We start from the raw sequence: 15,949 nt of genomic DNA, 5'->3' as shown, positions 1-15,949 counted from the left end.
TCCCAGGCCCGGCCATGTCAGGCCAACTGGCCGCCGCCGTGGCCTGGAACGGCACGATGTCGGTCTTCGGCTCCGACAGCGCCGGGCGACTCGTCCAGTACTGGCAGACGGTTCCCGGCGGCACGAGCCCGGCGACGGCGAACCCGGGGGCAAGGTGGCGGACCAGCCGACGGAGACCCCGGTCCTCGTCGCACGCAACGCCGTCACGGGAGCGCCCTTCGCCGTCCTGGCCGGACACTCCTGCCACCCCGTCCGCGACGGCGGCGATGGATTAAGGAGCCGCGAGCGCTATCGGGTCAGCGCCGACTACTGCGGTCACGCCGCCGAACGCGTCCAACAAGCCCTGGGCGCACCGACACTGTTCTTCCAGGGCACGGCAGGGGGCCTCAACCCCGAGGTCGATCCGGGCATGGCCGGAACACGCCTGGCGCACGCGATCACCGCCATCGTCCGCAACCGCGCCCATCTCCCGGTGACCGGTGGCATCTCCTGCCAGCTGGCGCGCGTCGCCCTGCCTCTCGCCCTGGACAACAGCGACCCCGGACTGCAGGCGCTGCGTGACATCTGCCAAAGGCGCTGCACAGATTGGATGGACAAGCCGGACGGGGAAGGAGCGGCGGCCCGGCACGCCGAGCGGATGCTTCCCCTCATCCACCCCGAACGGCTGCCGATGTTCGTGCCGATGTGGCTCCAGCGGTGGCCCCTGGGCGGCCTGACCATCCTCACCATGAACCACGAGGTGGTCAGCCGCTACCACCTCGCGATGAAGCAGCGTTTTCCCGGGGCACTGCGGGTGATGGCCCACAGCAACGGCACCGATTGCTACGTGCCCTCCGACCACATGCTGCGCCGGGAGGCTACGAAGCCGGTTGGAACATCATCGATGGGGGCCGCGCAGTGGCCGGCGTCGGAACCGCCGCGGTGTCGTACTCCTGGCCCGCGCCCTTCTATGCCCCGCCCGCAGACGGTCCGCGCGACCCGCGTAGCCCCGAGTTCCTGGTCCTGCAGGCCGCAGGCGGACTGCAGGGCCTCAACCTGCTCTGACGAGAAGGCTGAGCGCGCCGCAAGGCGTGGACGCGCACACGATCGCGTGGAGGAAGACCGGTTCGGCTCCTCCTGGGCCGATGGCCATCGTTACGGTGGCTCCTGCGGCTTCTTCGCCGTAGCACTGGCCGTCAGGGAGAGGACCATGGAGACGGAGCCGTTCTGGAGCATTCCCCTGGCAGGGGGCACGGTCAGGGTGCCCTCGACCCCGGCTGGGGTTCGGGCCCGCCTAGACCCCGGGGAACTGCCCGCGTTTGAGGAGAGGCTCGAACGAACCCCGGGGCAGCGCCTGGTCTTTATTGTTCTCGACGCGGGGCTGCCGCCCGCCGTCCGGCAACGGGACCCAGACACCATGGCGCGGCTGATGGAGGGGGACTTCACCGGCGTCACGGACGAGACCGGCGAGCAGGTTCACCTGCCCGAGATCGACGGTGACTCTCCGGTCTGGTTCATCCCCTACACCGGCCAGGGCACCGTGGAGGTCCCCGCCACCATCGCCGGCGTCCACGAACGCCTCGACGGCACCCGGCGGGCCGCGTTCGACGCCGAGGTCGCCTCCACCCCGGCGCACCAGCTCCCCTTCACGATCCTCCAGCACGCCACCCCCGCCGAGGTCGCGGCGGAGACCGACGCCGTCGTGGCCCAGCTCCGGCCCACCGCGGGTGGGCACGGCGACGAGGCGGTGGCCTGACGTGGCCGCGTACCGGATCCAGTACGCCGGGCAGGCCGAGAAGGTCCACGCCGGAATGGACAGCGACTATCGGAAGCGCTTCGACACGGCGATGCGGCGCAGCCTGGGGCAGGAGCCGTACGGCCACGGCTCCAGCCCCGTCCGCCGCGGCCAGGAGGAACACCGAAGGCAGGCCACCGTCGCGGGCTCGATCGTGCAGTACTACGTGTCCGACTCCGTGACCACGGTCACGGCGGTCCAGATCGTGCGCGGCCTCTGAGGCTGACACCGCTCTCACGCGGCCGGGAAGCACCACCACAGGCGAACGTCACCCGAAAGTGGCCTACGTGGCGTCGCAGGCGCGGGGGTTCGTCCACAGCTCCTGGAACTGGTTGATGTAGCGGTTGACGACCCATCCGTTGATGATCCGCAGCATGGTGTCGTTGGAGTTGCGGAGCGAGTTCTGGGTGATGTTGTACGAGCCGACGAACACGGCCTTGCGCCACTGGCTGGCGTAGAACGCGTCGATCAGCAGGAGCTTGTTGTGATGCTGGCCGTCGCATTGGATCCGGCTCGTGGGGAATCCGTGGTTCTCCAGCTGGGCGCGGCCGGGCTCCTTCTGGAGGACGACCTTGACGTCGCAGCCGATCCCGCGCAGCCGGTTCAGCTCCCTGGCCACCTCGGCGGAGAAGCTGCTGCTGTCGAAGAGGCTGGCCTCCAGCCAGACGCGGTCGTTGCCGGCCGCGCAGGCGGTGACGTTCTGGAGGACGCCGACCAGCGGGGTCTTGGTCGGCATGGGGTAGAAGTAGGCGCGGGACAGATCGTTGGTGCCGGCCCGGGCCCGCTGCTCCTCGCCCCAGGTCACGCCGCCCCAGGTCCAGTCCCGGTCGTACAGCCGGCGCCAGTAGTTGACGTAGTGCGAGAACAGTTCGGGGTCGTCCCGGCTGATGAGCAGGTTCTGCGCGTGCTTCATCTGGCTGTCGGTGAGGTTGGTGGAGGTCTGGAGCACCAGCTTGGTGGTGCCCTTCTGGATCAGGAAGAACTTGTTGTGCATCGAGCCGGTCTCGCCGGTGCAGGCGTTGACGCACTCCTGGACGTCGATGCCGGCAGCCGTGAACCGGTTCTTGATCGTGGTGTTCTCGCCGCCGAGGACCACCCGGACGCTGACGCCGTTCTGGGCGGCCCGGATCAGCGAGGAAGCGATCTCATCTCCCTGACCGTCGACCCGCCACATGTACATGGCGACCCGGATGTAGTCGTCGGGACCCGGGGTGGTGGCGGTTGCGTCGATCTTGGCCTTGATCTTGCGGGCGATGAGATCGTCGGGGGTTCCGTTGTCGGCGTAGGTGAAGCAGACCTCGTAGTTCCCGCTCTCCTCGCAAGTCCCCGGCCTCGCCGCCGCCGCGACCGGGGCCGCGACGGCGGACGGTGCGGTAAGCGCCGTGGTCACCAAGGCCATGACGGATAACAGCGTGGCGTAGAGGGGGCGGTGGCGTAGGGCTCCCTTGCTCCTCGTGGTCATGGCCGGAGGCTAGTAGAGGCTGCATCGGCATGGCGAGGCCCTGTCGCACGCGATCACTGGCGCGGTTGCGGTGGGCCCGTTCGTCGTAGCGACGGTGGAGTCGTCGACGTTGTTCGGTGTGACGACGACGGTCCGGGGTCAGTCCCCGGCCGTCGCAGGTCTGACGGACCTTGGTGGTCAGCACCGGGTCATGACGCGAGCGATCCACCGACGTGCGTCGTGGGTGGATCCGAAGATGGAGTTCTGCTGCGGAGACGTGCCGCGCGAGACTACTCCGTGCACGGTCCAGGTACCGTCGTCCTCGGTCAGCAGCGGGCCGCCGGAATCGCCGGCGCGGGTGGTCTGCGGCCACTTGCCCTTGCCGGGCAGGGCAGCCGCGCACAGTTCGTTCGGGGCCATCGGCTCGCCGCTGAACCCCTTGCAGCGCTCTGGGGTGGTGATGTGGGTGTCGAGCTGTCGCAGCAGGGTCGGGAACGGCGGCCAGGGTTCGCCCGGCTCCGGGATCTCATGGTCGCCCCAGCCGATCGTGCGCACCGCATCGCCGGGGGTCAGTTCGCTCCGGGGCAGCGCCGCGGGGGCGGCTTTGGCTCGGGAGTCGAGCTTGATCAGCGCCACTTCCTGCCCGGAGATATCGGCTCCCGGCGTGGTCTCGAACCGCACCGCACGACGGACCTCGCCTCCCTGGGTGCGGTTGTTGCTGCCCAGCCGCACCTGGACGGCCCTGGGGTCCTTGCGGGTTCCGTCGGCGTCCACCAGGCAGTGCTTGGCGGTGACGATCCACTGTGGATGGATGAGCGTGCCGCCGCAGAAGTGCTCGCCATCGGCGCGTTCCTGCAACGACGCCATGAACGGATACACCTCGGTGGCCTGTTCGCCGCCGCTGATGGCCGACGCGGGCGCCGCCGAAGCCATCACCACCGCCACTCCGACCCCTGCGACCAGCCGCGCCCGAAGACGACGCCCTGCTCCTGCTCCTGCTCTCCACTTCGATGCAGACTTCATGCGCCGAAGCCAACCGCACAGAACATTGCAGCGAGATAAACCCGAGCCCCGACCCTGCAGGCGCACGGCTGGAGGCCGGTGGCCGGGTGCGCTCGATGCGCGCGCGGTAGTTGTGCATGGACGAGATGAACGCGTCGTCCTAGCCCGGAGGGGGTTGCTCGACGCGTTGTCAGTGGCGGCGCCTACGATCCGGCCATGAGCATGTTTGGACAGTACGCCCGCCTCGCCCCCGCGGAGCTGGAGCGGGCGATCCAGGACCCCGACTGGGCCTGGGACTTCGTCGAGGAACACCTGGCGGCGGTTCCGGGCGACGGCACGCCCGTCGCCGGCGGCCGTCTCCACAGCACCGGGAAGATGTGGCACGCACTGGAGTACCTGCTCAAGCTCCGTGGGGTCGAGGTGAACGTGGTGCACGGCGAGGAAGAGCTTCCCGGCGCGGACGACTGGGGGTACGGCCCGCCTCGCGCCATCAGCCCGGAGCAGGTGCAGGCAGCTGCCCGGGCGATGGCTGCGATCACCCCGGAGGGGCTCGTCGAGGGAGTCGCACCGGCTGAGCTCGCGGATGCGGGGATCTACCCGTACTCCGGTTCGGACCCGGAGGGACGGCTGGACGACGCGGCGCTCGCGTACCAGGATCTCCAAGCCTTCTTCCAGACGACGGCCCGTCTGAGGCAGGGGCTCCTCGTCTGGATCGCCTGACGGGCCGCCCGGACTTCTGACGAGCCTCTCGCGGGGGCAGTCACGCCGCTGGGACCGCTCACCGGGCGCAGAGCGCGTTGTCGATCAGGGCGCTCGCCGCGTTCTCCTGCTCCAGGATGTGCTCAAGGGTGTCGCCGCGCGCTTCGGACATGGAGACCACGGCGCTTTGCCTGCCGTCTTCGGTGACTCCGTTGAGGGTGACGTAGCCGCCGTCCCCGCCCTCGTGGCTCCAGTATGTTCCGCCACAGGTCAGGGGGCGCTCGACCAGGCCGAGGCCGTATCGGCCGCCGGGCCACATCTGCTCGGTCTCCTTGTCGACGGGGACGGTCCGTTTCATCTCGGCCAACTGCCGGGCCGGGAGCAGGCGGCCGGAGAGCAGTGCGCGGAAGAGGTCGTTCACGTCCCGCGTGGTGGTGACCCACGACAGCTTCTCGGGGGCCACCGGAATCTGGCGGGTGACGTCCACCCGGGAGCCGGGGCCGAAGAGTTGGTACGCCCGGGCATGTGGGTGGGGCAGGGTCGGGGAAGTGCCCATCCAATGGGTTTGGTCGAGGTCGAGCGGGCGCAGGACGCGGTCTTCGATCTGCTGGTGGGCGGGGCGCCCGGTGGCCTTCTCGATGAGCATGCCGAGGAGGACGTATCCGGTGTTGGAGTACTTCCAGCGTTCGCCGGGCGGGAAGTCCGGTGCGTGGGCCATGGCGCGGGCGACGAGTTGTTCGGGGGTGTGGAGGTCGTAGCGCTGCTGGTAGTACTCCTCGGGGGTGGTGTAGCCCGGGAGGTCGTCGTGGATGCCGCTGGTGTGCTGGAGCAGGTGCCGGATCGTGATCTTGCTGCCGTCGTTGCCGTTGCCCCGGACCACTCCCGGCAGCCACTGGTCCACCGTGTCGTCCAGGGACAGCCGGCGCTCGGCCTCCAGTTGGAGGACGACGGTGGCGATGAGGGTCTTGGACGTGCTGGCCATGCGGAAGTAGCCGTCGGGGCGGACCGGGCGGCCGGTCCTCAGGTCGGCGGTGCCGCTGGTGGCGACGTGGTGGCGGCCGGTGGGCGTGAGCATGCGGGCCTGCACCCCGCTGACGCCGAGAGCGTGGATCGCTGCGGCGTCCTGCTTCAGCCGTTCCGCGGGGGACGGCGTCGCCGGGTGGGCGGCGGCAGTGGTCACGTGGGCGGCGAGCAGTGTGGCGACGCCAAGCGCCGTGGCGAAGTGGAGAGTCGAGGCCATGGCCGAGACGCTAGTTTCGGCGGACGGGGGCGCGCGATCCGATGCTCCCCCAAAGACGAAGGGGGTTATCCCCCGGGTGAGCCTCCGGGCCGCCACCGGCGGGGTGGTTGGCGTTGCGGTGTGTCCTGGGAGGGCGCATGCCTGGTGGGGGCGATGTGTCTGGAACGACACCGTCACCGTGGTGCCTGCCGCATGCTGTTGATCCCGACGGGCCCCCGGTGGCCCGAGTGTCGCTCCTTCTCCCTCTCGGAGGACCCATGACGGACAACAGCCCTCGGCGACGCATCGACACTTCTGTCGCCCACTCCGCCCGCGTCTGGAACTACTGGCTCGGCGGGAAGGACAACTACGCCGCCGACCAGATAGCCGGAGAAGCCTACGAAAGGACGTTCCCTCCGTCCCGCGCCTTCGCGCAGGAGTCCCGGCACTTCCTGCGGCGCATGATCGCCTATCTCGCAGGAGAGGCAGGAATGCGCCAATTCCTCGACCTGGGAGCCGGTCTACCAACGGTCGACAACACCCACGAGGTGGCCCAGCGCATCGCGCCCGACGCCCGCATCGTCTACGTCGACCACGACCCCGTCGTCATCCGACATGTCGACGCACTCCTCGACAGCACGCCCGAAGGAGCCACCCACTACGTCGAATCCGACATGCAGGACACGGAGAAGGTCCTCGCAGGAGCGGCCGTGACACTGGATCTGACCCAGCCCGTCGCCCTGGTCTGTTGCGACGTCCTGGGACACATCGTCGACTTCGACGAAGCACTCGGGCTGATCGACCGGCTCGTCCAGCAATTACCCTCCGGAAGCCACCTGGCCCTCAGCCACTGCACAGCCGACGGACCCGAACACATCGCAGCCCAGGACGCGTACAACGCGACCGGCGCCATCCCCTACATCCTGCGTCCACCCGAGCAGATCGCCCGCTTCTTCGACGGACTGGACCTGATCGAACCAGGGCTGGTGTCGTGGCCGAACTGGCGACCGGACTCCACCACCGGCACCGCGACCAAACGAGCAGGCTGGGGAGCGATCGGCCGCAAACCGTAAGCAAGCCAACCACCACCCCAACCAACCGCCAGCGAACCCTCGCCGAGTTCCTCCGCGCCCTGGCCGAAGCCCTCACCCGAGGCATCGGTCCGCTCACGGGCGATGCCCCCCCGGGCTACACCAAGGGGCACTCGTGTGGGGACCGCTGCCGCGCGACGGCGCTCCGTAGGCAACATCACACAGGCGTCACGGAGCAGGCTTGTGCTCTTCGGCGTAGCGGGCGAGTCCTTCCGCCATGCCCTGCATGAACTTCTGGAGGTAGCGCGGCATGATCCAACCCATCAGCCAACTCGTGTCGTATTCGCCGTGCCAATGGATGACGGTGCCTGAGGTCGCCGTCGGGGTGAGTTCGATGCGGGCGCGATAGTTGTGCATCGACGCGATGAACGCGTCCTCGTAGGCGAGGAGGCGATGTTCGACCTTCTCGGTCAGTCGCTCCCCGGTCACGGTGCGGCCCGTGCGGAACGCCCGGACGGCGCCGACGCCGTCGTCGCCGTCCGGGTCGAGGCCGCTCGACCGTGCCGTGTCCAGGCTGTCCACCTTGGACCACAGCGGCCAGCTCGCGGCATCGACCAGCAGCTTCCAAACGACTTCGGGCGGAGCGCTCGTGGTCACGGTGACATCGTATGAGTGCATAACAGGGTGCTCCTTGGAGTGGACGCGGGCGAGAACGTGGTCAGTAAGCGAACGAGATGGTGACGACCGGTTGTGGGGGCCTTCCGCCCGGGTGGCGCGGTCATCCGTCGAGGAAGCGCAGCAACTCGGTCGTGACGAACCGGGGATTCTCCTCGACGAGCCAGTGGCCGGCCTTCGGCACGTCCACCGCCTGCACGATGTTGGTCATGCGTGGGGCCACCGTGCCGCGGATCGCGTCGAGTTGTCCTTGGGCGGTCATGAGCAGGGCCGGGACTTTCGTCGGTGCTGCCGCGACGGTGTCGCGGACGTCCTTGTCGAGGGCTCGGTAGAGCTCGAAGCCGCCCGACAGGGCCGTGGGCCGGCTGTAGGTCCGTGCGTACTCGTTGACTTCGGCGTCGGTGAAGGGGGATCGGTCGGACGTGCCGCCGAACGCGGTGCCACCGAACGACACTTGGGGGTAGAACAGCGCCAGGTAATCGCGGACGTCGTCGCTGACGACCGCCTCCGGAACCCGTCGCTGGGAGTGGAAGGCGATGTGCCAGCTCAGTGATCGGTAGGTGGGTGCGTCGATGGCGGGCCCCGGCAGCGGCAGGTCGAGGTAGCCGAGGCGGGCGGTGTCGTCGGGGAACTGGCTGGCGTACTGGAAGGCCACCGCGGCGCCGAAGTCGTGCCCGATGACACGGGCGTCGCGCACCCCGAGCTGTTCGGCGATCAGCTTGTGCACGTACCGCGCCAGCGTGGCCTTGTCGTAGCCGGTCGGCTTACCCGTGCTGTCGCCCAGCCCGGGGAGGTCCACGGCGTAGACGGTGTGGTGCTTGGCGAGTTCGGGCATGATCGGCCACCAGCCGTACCAGGTCTGCGGCCAACCGTGGAGCAGGACGACCGGCGAGCCGCTGCCGCCGGTCACGTAGTGCATGCGGACGCCGTCGACGTCCGCGAACTCGTGCTCAAAGGTGTTCGCGAACCGGGGATCGTCCTGGGTGACGGCGGCATGGGCGGGAACGTCGTTGTCGGCCGTCGGCGCGGCACAGGCGGCGGTGCCGATCGTCAGCAGGAGGGCGAGGAGGACGGTGGTCACCGTGTGCGCGGGACGGAGGAAGCGGCGCGGCTGCAGCCTTGGTGCTGTGATCATGTGTTCCCGTCCTGGAGGAGGTGGATCAGCGGCCGGTCGAGCCGTCGACGAGTCCCGGAGGATGTCCACGTGGCTTGCGCGACGGCCGGTCCTGCCGAGTCTCACCAGGCACCGCACGGCTGGCACGGAATCTTGCGGTTACGGCAAGATGGGCCTCATGGACCCCATGACCGACGACGACGTGCTCGACGCGGTGGGCCCCCGCCTCCGTGGGCTCCGTCGAGACCGCGGCATCACCCTCGCCCACCTCGCGGCGACGACCGGCGTGTCGGAGAGCACGCTGTCCCGGCTGGAGAGCGGACAACGGCGACCGACCCTCGAACTCCTGCTCCCCCTCGCTCGTATCTACGACGTCCCGCTGGACGACCTCGTCGGCGCCCCGCGCACCGGCGACCCCCGGATCCACCTCAAGCCGATCAAGCGGTTCGGGATGACCTTCGTGCCCTTGTCCCGGCGGCCGGGCGGGATCCACGCCTTCAAGATGATCATTCCCGCGCTGCCGAAACCACTCGAACCGACCCCGCAGACGCACGAAGGCTTCGAATGGCTCTACGTGCTCAGCGGACGCCTACGGCTCGTCATCGGCGAGCGCGACCTCACACTCCCTCCCGGTGAGGCAGCCGAATTCGACACGTCCCTGCCCCACTGGCTGGGCAGCGCCGACGGCGGCGCGGTCGAGCTCCTCATCCTGTTCGGCCTGCAAGGAGTACGTAGCCACGTACGCACCAACCCCCACCAGCACACCCCCGACGCCTAGGGGGCTTCCAGGCGCTCCAGGCGCTCCAGGCGAACAACGAACCCGAGCCGAGCCAGCCGAGCGCCAACGGACCCCATCGAGGAACCCGTGCGGGCCGTCCTCGGACGGCGGCCCAGGTGGCGGCGGAAGCCACCAAGGCCCACAGCCCGAGGACGCCGGACAGCACATGCCAGTCCGGGGTGCGCTCGCCGCGGTGGGCGATGCCCGTGGTGCCGCCGGCCGCCCAGTACAGCCAGCTGAGGCCGACAGCGCCGCCGACCACAGCCATCCACGGCGGCGTCTTCGGGGAGCCCGCTCCGCTGTCTCCGAGGCGGCCGGCGAACGCGTCCGGCCAGCGCCGTCGTGCGTACACGGGCAGCGCGACGGCGAGACCCAACCCCATGCCCACGAACCCGATCTGAACCAACGCGGCCTCCCAGGCCGGCATCGACGGGCCCGCGTCGCTTCCGCCGTCTCGATGGTCGTCCGCCGAACCCAGCAGCGAGCTGAGAACGGCGTACGGCAGCACCGGGACGAGGAACCCCGTCCCCACCCAGGCGCAGAAGGCCAACGGCCATGCCGGTATGCGCATCCCCCACGGCCTCACGAGCGCGAACGCGACCGTGATCCCGCCCCCTGCCATGCCGATCGTCGCGCTGTTCAGCACCGCCCACTCCACCTTGCCGAATCCAGTCCCGACCGGCAGCAGCCCCACGAGTGATCCGACCACCCATGACACCTTGATCAGCCCACACGGCATCAGTGCCAGCGCCGCCCCGTATGCCGCGACCCGCCCGGCCTGATCCCATCGATCCACGGGAACTCCCACTTCGCGCAACGGAGTTCAAGCCTGATCCACCACCGAGGCCGCTCGCGTCGACCGCCGGGGGTATCCCTCCCCGCTCTTTGGGGGAGTGAGCATCAGCACTCAGGAGGAGTGGAAGGAGCCGAAGAGGTTCGAGGTACTGACGACGACCGGCGAACCGGAGTTGTCCACGACGGACGTACCGGCGCCGTGGTTGGAGAGCCGCTTCGCGGCGTCGCCGCTGCCCCAGCGCCCGCTGTCGCGCGTGGTCGACCACGCCGCGCTCGACATCGAGATCCCCTCGGGACAGACGAGCGTGGAGGTCCAGGTGCCCACGGTGGGCGACGGCGTCAGCGAGCCCGCGGAGACCCTGCGGCTGCGCTTGGCGAGCTATTGGGCCCCTCGGAGGGACCGGTGGTGACCGGAACCGTACGCGACGCGTCCTGACGCAAGGCCCTGACCGCCGTCCAGGATGGCGCCATGCGCTCACTCATCACCTGATCATGGCAGTGTGCCCCAAGGGCACACCCCCATGATCAGCCGGCGTCGAGTCCGCTGGAACCGAGTGATCGGCATGTGCTCTTCGGGACATGTGGTGAACGGCTGGATTGTCGTCTTGATGCACCTCATCGAGGCTCCGATCCTTCTGGCGTGAGCCATCGGTGCGAAGATGATCCTGCCTGTCCCAGCGGTCAGCTGACCGTACTGCAGTACGTAGCGGCGCTCAGGGACTTACGTGATTGGTCGGGCCTTACCTATCGCCAGCTCTCGGCCAAGGCCATGGCGGCTGGCGAGGTGCTGCCGACGAGCACTCTTGCGTCCGCGCTCCGTCGTGACACGCTGCCCCGGCCGGAGTTGGTCGCGTCCTTGGTGCGGGGCGTGGGTCTGGACGAGGATGCGGTCGCCTGCTGGCTGCGGGCCCGGCAGCAGGTGCGGGAGGCAGTCGCAGCGACGGTCCTGGCCGGGGAAGGCAGCCAGGGGGCATCGGCAGTGGATGACGTCGCGGAGGGGCACAGCGCTCCCGCAACGGGCGGCTCCGGCCCCCGGGGCGGAACGCGCCGCCGTGGACTGTGGCTGTCGGTTGCCGGTGCGGTGGTCCTTGCGGTCATTGTGGCGATCGGCACGACGTCCATGCTCTCGGAGGAGCGCGACACCCCGTCGGTGGAATCCCTCCCCTCCGCTGGCTGGTACCAGATGCGACCCCAGCACGTCCTGGAACAGCGGCTGTGCATCGGCGAAGGACGCGAACGCAACGGCAAAACGCAACGGCCGCTCGCGGTGCAGCGTCCATGCCGATCAGTGAAGCCTGCCATGTATCTGGAACGGGTCAGTGAGGGCGTGTACCAGATCCAGTGGCACGACCCTCACAACGGCGTCGGATGCCTGACCGTGGATCTCGCCTACAGGGTCTCCGGTGCGCTGCTGGCCCCGCTCGATTGCAAGGGGGCGACTCATCAGCGATTTGCGATGGAGTCGGCCCGGCCCGGAAAGGGAAATGTGTACCGCCTGAGGCCCCTGCACTCCAGCCTGTGTCTGGGCTCCCTCGGGGGAGAGGCTGACACGGACAACGGCGCCGAGCTCTCCCAGAAGGACTGCGACGGCGGCGAGGACCAGGAGTTCAGCTTTGAGCCCAGTCGGCCGCCTTCGCCAGACGCCTGAATCACGGGCTGCCCGCGTCGTCGGGGTGCGGGACTCCGACGAGATGACCTCCCCGGACTTCGGAGGCACCATGAAGATGACTGCCCCTACCGCCCGCGTCCGTTTCTCCTTCGCGCTGTCCCTCGCCGGGCTACTCGTCGCCACGCTCGCCGTCGGGCAAGCAACCGCCTCAGGACGCACCACCCCGGCGGTGGCGAGAGGCTTGAGCGGGACGACCTACTACGTGGACGCCGTGACCGGCCACGACGGCAACGGCGGAACGACCGCTGCTGCCTCGTGGAAGAGCCTGGACCGGGTCAACTCCGCGGCCCTGCTCCCCGGAGACACCGTCGCCTTCCGTCGCGGCCGGACGTGGACGGGTTCGCTGGTGCTGTCCGCCAGCGGCACGCCTTCCGCACCCATCACCATCACCGCGTACGGCGGCAACCCGGCTTCGCCGCCCGTCATCGGCGGCGCTGTTCCCGAGTGCGTCCGCGTCACCGGTTCCTACTGGCGCATCGGCGCCATCCGCGCGAGCAACTGCCTGTGGGCGGGGTTCGAGGTCCAGGGCAGCCACAACGTCCTGACCTCGGTATGGGCGGACAACAACGTCGCAGGCGTATCCGTCCTCCCTGACGCCCACCACAACACCCTGCAGAACAGCACCCTCACGGACAACAACAAGATGAGCATCAACACCCCGGGCGGCTACGACGACTCCGGCGCCTTCGGTGTCCTGCTGAACGGGGACGACAACGTCGTGACGCGGAATCTGATCACCGGCTCCCGCGCCACGAGCTACGACTTCGGCCACGACGGCGCGGCAGTCGAGGTCTTCAACGGCGACCGCAACCGGGTCGAGTACAACACCGCCCGCGACAACAACACCTTCACCGAACTCGGCCGAGGGCCGGGCCGAACCGCCGACGGCAACACCTTCGCCTTCAACGCCGTCACATCGGTCCACCCTGCCAGCACCTTCCTGGTCACCCGGGGAGCGGGAACCGAAACGGGTCCCGTGAACGGCACTCAGGCGATCAACAACTCCGTGAACCTGACCGGACTGCGGAGCGAAGGCTGGGTCTGCTACGCGGGGTGCGCACCGACTGTCCTCACCCTTCGCAACAACATCATCAAAGCGGTCGGAAAGACCGGTTACGAAGACGGAACCGGGGCGGACGAGGACGCGGGCGTCCACTTCGGCGCCCAAACGCAGTTCCAGCCCGGTCCCCTGTCCGTCCACGCCGACCCGGCCTTCGTCTCCGCCACCGATCTCCGGCTGACCGGTGCCAGCCCCGCGATCGCCCGTGGTGTACCTGTCGCGTACACCACGGACCTCGCGGGGGACCCCGTGTCCAGCACAAGGCCCGACGCGGGCGCGTACCAGTTCGCCCCCTAGCTCAGAGCTACCGGAACCGGTGCCCGTCCGTCACCAGGAGGCTGGGATTGCCTTCGGGCGGCGGAAGAAGAGTCCCTCGTGCCAGGGGATCTCCTCGGGGCCCACGGTCAGGCGGAGTCCGGGGCGGTGGGCCACCGCTCGCACCATCGCGTCGACGAGGCAGCGGGCGAGGCGATTGCCGGGGCAGAAGTTCGGGCCGTGGCCGAAGCCGAGGTGGCCCGGGCCCTGTCGCTGGAGGATGAAGCTGTCGGGGTCGTCGAAGGCGTCGGGGTCGTGGTTGGCGGCCTCCAGCGAGACCATCGCGACCTCTCCGGCCCGGATCGGCACGCCGTCGATGTCCGCGTCCTCGGTGGCCATCCGCTTGGCGGCGCCGGTCGACAGGGGTGTGTGGCGCAGGAGTTCCTCGACGGCGTCCGGAATCAGCGCGGGGTCGCGGTGCAGTCGCGCGACGGCTTCCGGGTGACGCAGCAGGGTGATCAGGGCGCCGCACAGGAAACCTGAGGACGTGGGGTATCCGGCGATCAGCAGCAGCGCGGCGATCTCGGACAGCGCGGTGTCGCCGAGCGGGCCGCCTTCGGCCGGGGCTTCGGCGAGTCGCTTCAGCAGGTGGTCGCCGGGCCCTTCGGCAAGCCGGCGGGCGTGGGTGGTGAAGAACCGGTGGATGTCGATGAGACCTTGGCGCTGCTCGTCGGCGGTCGCGCCGCAGAACTGGAGGGCGAGGTCGGTCCGGTCGCGGAGCAGCGCGGCCTCTTCGGGCTTGAGTTCGCCGAGCAGGACGCGGGAGGTCATCGCCACCGCCAGCGGCTGTGCGAAGCCGGCCGCGAGGTCGAGGGGGCCCTCGTGCTCGGTGAGGTCGCGCAGCAGCGCGTCGGCACGGTTGCGGAGCCACTTCTCGTGGCGTCGGGCCGCACGCGGTCCGAGACCTTCGGTGAAGACCGAGCGCAGGCCGGCTTGGCGCAGCACCGACACTCCGTCGCCGGTCGTGCCGGGGGCACGCAGCTCCACGGGCTCCTGGCGGGGAGCGCCGGGGGCCATCGCGGCGGTCGAGCTGAACCTCGGGTCCTCCAGCAGCCGCTTCGCGGTGGCGTACCGGGTGACGAGCCACAACTGGTCCCCGGTGTACTCGGAGACGACGGGGCACGCCGGTGCGTCGGCTTCACGCAGCCGTTTGTGGTGCGGTGACAGCTCCTGGCTCCAGTCGTGGAAGGGGAAGGTGAGGGTGAGGGGGTCTCGTGCGATGGTCACGGTGCGACGCTCCTGACGGGGTGCGGGGCCAGTGCAGGGTGCGGGACCGGTGCGGGGTGCGGTCGGTCAGTGTGGGGTCGCGTGGTCCTCAAGGAGGATGAAGCCCTGGTTCGGCGCGGCGTGCAGGGGGCCGTCCTCGGTGTAGAGCAGATCGGCGAACCCCACCGGCGCGTGGTAGCTGACCAGTGACGAGGGGACGCCGATGATGCTCGGGGTGTCCATGAAGAACGGGAGCTCGTCGATGAGGTACTCCAGGGCCAGGGCGGTGGCGTCGCCGTCCGTGTCCGTGGCCGACGCGTTCGTGCCGCCGTCCTCGGCGGAGTCGGCTGCGGCCACGGGGACGGCACGGGCGGACAGGTTCCGGCAGACGGCGTGGATCCGTTCGTCGGTGGTCAGCGCGTCCCGGACGCGCTGGTGCAGTCGCTCGTAGGCGTCGGACCGTGCGAGGTCGGACAGCAGGTGGGTGCGCTGGTGCTCCTCGGGGATCTCGCTGCGCTCCCAGGCTCGGCGGATGCGCCTGCGGACACAGGACACCTCCGCCCGCGCCTTCTTGTGCGCCGCCTTGTCCGGATAGCCCTGGGCTCGGTAGTTGGACGCCAGGGAGCGGTCGGGGACGATGACGTCCACCTGCCGGAAGGTGGTGTGTGCCCAGCGGAACATGCGGGTGAGGGTGGGGATGCTGAAGTAGCCGTTGCCCGGGCTCACCCCGATCAGCAGGTGATCGGCCTCGTGCAGGAGCCGCCGGCAGTTGGACGTGTACGGCTGCGGGGTGTGGCTGCTGGCTGTTACGGGCCCGCATACGGGTGCGGATGCGGGTATGGATGGGGTCGTGGGCGTGGTCGTCGTGAGGCAGTTCGACACAAGGGGCCCTTCGGTTGGCTGCGAATGGGGCTCTGCTCCGTGCGGGCGCACGTGATGGCGCCGCCCCGTCGTGGGGGGCACTCCTCCTGAAGCCGCCACGGCTGAAGCAGGCTCCTTGACGGGGCACGCGAGAGAGGCAGCCCGATCGGCCTCAAGGCGTGGGCTGCGACGAAAGGTCACGCCTGCGCGTTGCCCCCGGGGGGTGCAGCAGGCATGGACGGGAGCAGACAGTCCACGACGGTGTCGTTCGCGTGGCGGGGAGGATTTACGCGCTGGCCGTGCAGCATCC

General features: G+C 69.4%; 16 protein-coding genes. 8 read left to right on the top strand and 8 right to left on the bottom strand.

Going from position 1 to position 15,949, the window contains the following annotated elements; genetic code table 11:
• Positions 1-154: 154 nt before the first annotated feature.
• Both ABZ842_RS23185 and ABZ842_RS23180 read left to right on the top strand, forming a co-directional pair.
• Positions 155-1,735, top strand: coding sequence for a hypothetical protein (locus tag ABZ842_RS23185; RefSeq protein ID WP_361539680.1), 1,581 nt, complete (start codon positions 155-157; stop codon positions 1,733-1,735).
• 55 nt (positions 1,736-1,790) lie between these two features.
• Positions 1,791-1,994, top strand: coding sequence for a hypothetical protein (locus tag ABZ842_RS23180; RefSeq protein WP_361539845.1), 204 nt, complete (start codon positions 1,791-1,793; stop codon positions 1,992-1,994).
• 63 nt (positions 1,995-2,057) lie between these two features.
• On the opposite strand, the gene ABZ842_RS23175 is transcribed toward ABZ842_RS23180, so the two are convergent.
• Both ABZ842_RS23175 and ABZ842_RS23170 read right to left on the bottom strand, forming a co-directional pair.
• Positions 2,058-3,173 (bottom strand): phospholipase D-like domain-containing protein, encoded by a 1,116-nt coding sequence (locus ABZ842_RS23175; RefSeq protein ID WP_361539677.1) that lies wholly within the window; start codon positions 3,171-3,173, stop codon positions 2,058-2,060.
• A gap of 240 nt (positions 3,174-3,413) precedes the next feature.
• Positions 3,414-4,148, bottom strand: coding sequence for a serine protease (locus tag ABZ842_RS23170; RefSeq protein WP_361539844.1), 735 nt, complete (start codon positions 4,146-4,148; stop codon positions 3,414-3,416).
• Positions 4,149-4,433: 285 nt separating this feature from the next.
• Here ABZ842_RS23170 and ABZ842_RS23165 point away from each other — a divergent pair, with 285 nt between their 5' ends.
• Positions 4,434-4,937, top strand: a complete 504-nt coding sequence (locus ABZ842_RS23165; protein ID WP_361539675.1) for a YfbM family protein — start codon at positions 4,434-4,436, stop codon at positions 4,935-4,937.
• A 58-nt stretch (positions 4,938-4,995) separates the two neighbouring features.
• On the opposite strand, the gene ABZ842_RS23160 is transcribed toward ABZ842_RS23165, so the two are convergent.
• On the bottom strand, positions 4,996-6,156 hold the full coding sequence (locus ABZ842_RS23160) for a serine hydrolase domain-containing protein (protein WP_361539672.1): 1,161 nt from the start codon (positions 6,154-6,156) through the stop codon (positions 4,996-4,998).
• Positions 6,157-6,413: 257 nt separating this feature from the next.
• Between ABZ842_RS23160 and ABZ842_RS23155 the strand changes: the two genes are divergently transcribed.
• The gene (locus tag ABZ842_RS23155; protein WP_361539669.1) at positions 6,414-7,208 is read left to right on the top strand and encodes an SAM-dependent methyltransferase; all 795 of its coding nucleotides are present in this window, start codon (positions 6,414-6,416) and stop codon (positions 7,206-7,208) included.
• Between the two features lie 186 nt (positions 7,209-7,394).
• On the opposite strand, the gene ABZ842_RS23150 is transcribed toward ABZ842_RS23155, so the two are convergent.
• Both ABZ842_RS23150 and ABZ842_RS23145 read right to left on the bottom strand, forming a co-directional pair.
• Entirely contained in the window at positions 7,395-7,844 is a 450-nt protein-coding gene (locus ABZ842_RS23150) for an SRPBCC family protein (protein WP_361539666.1), read from the bottom strand.
• 100 nt (positions 7,845-7,944) lie between these two features.
• Positions 7,945-8,976, bottom strand: a complete 1,032-nt coding sequence (locus ABZ842_RS23145) for an alpha/beta hydrolase (RefSeq protein ID WP_361539663.1) — start codon at positions 8,974-8,976, stop codon at positions 7,945-7,947.
• Positions 8,977-9,133: 157 nt separating this feature from the next.
• On the opposite strand from ABZ842_RS23145, the gene ABZ842_RS23140 reads away from it, so the two are divergent.
• Positions 9,134-9,733, top strand: coding sequence for an XRE family transcriptional regulator (locus ABZ842_RS23140; RefSeq protein WP_361539661.1), 600 nt, complete (start codon positions 9,134-9,136; stop codon positions 9,731-9,733).
• On the opposite strand, the gene ABZ842_RS23135 is transcribed toward ABZ842_RS23140, so the two are convergent.
• The gene (locus ABZ842_RS23135) at positions 9,660-10,442 is read right to left on the bottom strand and encodes a hypothetical protein (RefSeq protein ID WP_361539658.1); all 783 of its coding nucleotides are present in this window, start codon (positions 10,440-10,442) and stop codon (positions 9,660-9,662) included. The two genes, ABZ842_RS23140 and ABZ842_RS23135, sit on opposite strands and share 74 nt — an antisense overlap.
• Before the next feature lie 184 nt (positions 10,443-10,626).
• Here ABZ842_RS23135 and ABZ842_RS23130 point away from each other — a divergent pair, with 184 nt between their 5' ends.
• The 3 genes from ABZ842_RS23130 to ABZ842_RS23120 all read left to right on the top strand — a co-directional run bounded on the left by ABZ842_RS23130 (position 10,627) and on the right by ABZ842_RS23120 (position 13,554).
• On the top strand, positions 10,627-10,938 hold the full coding sequence (locus ABZ842_RS23130; RefSeq protein ID WP_361539656.1) for a hypothetical protein: 312 nt from the start codon (positions 10,627-10,629) through the stop codon (positions 10,936-10,938).
• 458 nt (positions 10,939-11,396) lie between these two features.
• Entirely contained in the window at positions 11,397-12,176 is a 780-nt protein-coding gene (locus tag ABZ842_RS23125; RefSeq protein ID WP_361539654.1) for an RICIN domain-containing protein, read from the top strand.
• A 76-nt stretch (positions 12,177-12,252) separates the two neighbouring features.
• Positions 12,253-13,554 carry a hypothetical protein gene (locus ABZ842_RS23120; RefSeq protein ID WP_361539651.1) on the top strand — a complete coding sequence of 434 codons (1,302 nt, stop codon included), beginning with the start codon at positions 12,253-12,255 and terminating at the stop codon, positions 13,552-13,554.
• Positions 13,555-13,584: 30 nt separating this feature from the next.
• On the opposite strand, the gene ABZ842_RS23115 is transcribed toward ABZ842_RS23120, so the two are convergent.
• Positions 13,585-14,799 carry a cytochrome P450 gene (locus ABZ842_RS23115; protein WP_361539648.1) on the bottom strand — a complete coding sequence of 405 codons (1,215 nt, stop codon included), beginning with the start codon at positions 14,797-14,799 and terminating at the stop codon, positions 13,585-13,587.
• 66 nt (positions 14,800-14,865) lie between these two features.
• A complete protein-coding gene (locus tag ABZ842_RS23110) occupies positions 14,866-15,660 on the bottom strand; it encodes a tRNA-dependent cyclodipeptide synthase (protein WP_361539645.1) in 795 nt (264 codons plus the stop codon).
• Positions 15,661-15,949: the final 289 nt, after the last annotated feature.

Origin of the sequence: Streptomyces sp. NPDC047315, assembly GCF_040643215.1 — a bacterium.
Lineage (GTDB): Bacteria > Actinomycetota > Actinomycetes > Streptomycetales > Streptomycetaceae > Streptomyces.
Note: the sequence above shows the minus strand (reverse complement) of the source record. Positions and strands in the feature narration are given on the sequence as shown.

Bases quoted from the DNA above. Each gene is read 5' to 3' on its own strand.
- ABZ842_RS23145 (WP_361539663.1), bottom strand. From the start codon at position 8,976: ATGATCACAGCACCAAGGCTGCAGCCGCGCCGCTTCCTCCGTCCCGCG.
- ABZ842_RS23175 (WP_361539677.1), bottom strand. From the start codon at position 3,173: ATGGCCTTGGTGACCACGGCGCTTACCGCACCGTCCGCCGTCGCGGCC.
- ABZ842_RS23180 (WP_361539845.1), top strand. From the start codon at position 1,791: ATGGACAGCGACTATCGGAAGCGCTTCGACACGGCGATGCGGCGCAGC.
- ABZ842_RS23160 (WP_361539672.1), bottom strand. From the start codon at position 6,156: ATGGCCTCGACTCTCCACTTCGCCACGGCGCTTGGCGTCGCCACACTG.
- ABZ842_RS23120 (WP_361539651.1), top strand. From the start codon at position 12,253: ATGACTGCCCCTACCGCCCGCGTCCGTTTCTCCTTCGCGCTGTCCCTC.
- ABZ842_RS23140 (WP_361539661.1), top strand. From the start codon at position 9,134: ATGGACCCCATGACCGACGACGACGTGCTCGACGCGGTGGGCCCCCGC.
- ABZ842_RS23165 (WP_361539675.1), top strand. From the start codon at position 4,434: ATGAGCATGTTTGGACAGTACGCCCGCCTCGCCCCCGCGGAGCTGGAG.
- ABZ842_RS23170 (WP_361539844.1), bottom strand. From the start codon at position 4,148: ATGGCTTCGGCGGCGCCCGCGTCGGCCATCAGCGGCGGCGAACAGGCC.
- ABZ842_RS23150 (WP_361539666.1), bottom strand. From the start codon at position 7,844: ATGCACTCATACGATGTCACCGTGACCACGAGCGCTCCGCCCGAAGTC.
- ABZ842_RS23155 (WP_361539669.1), top strand. From the start codon at position 6,414: ATGACGGACAACAGCCCTCGGCGACGCATCGACACTTCTGTCGCCCAC.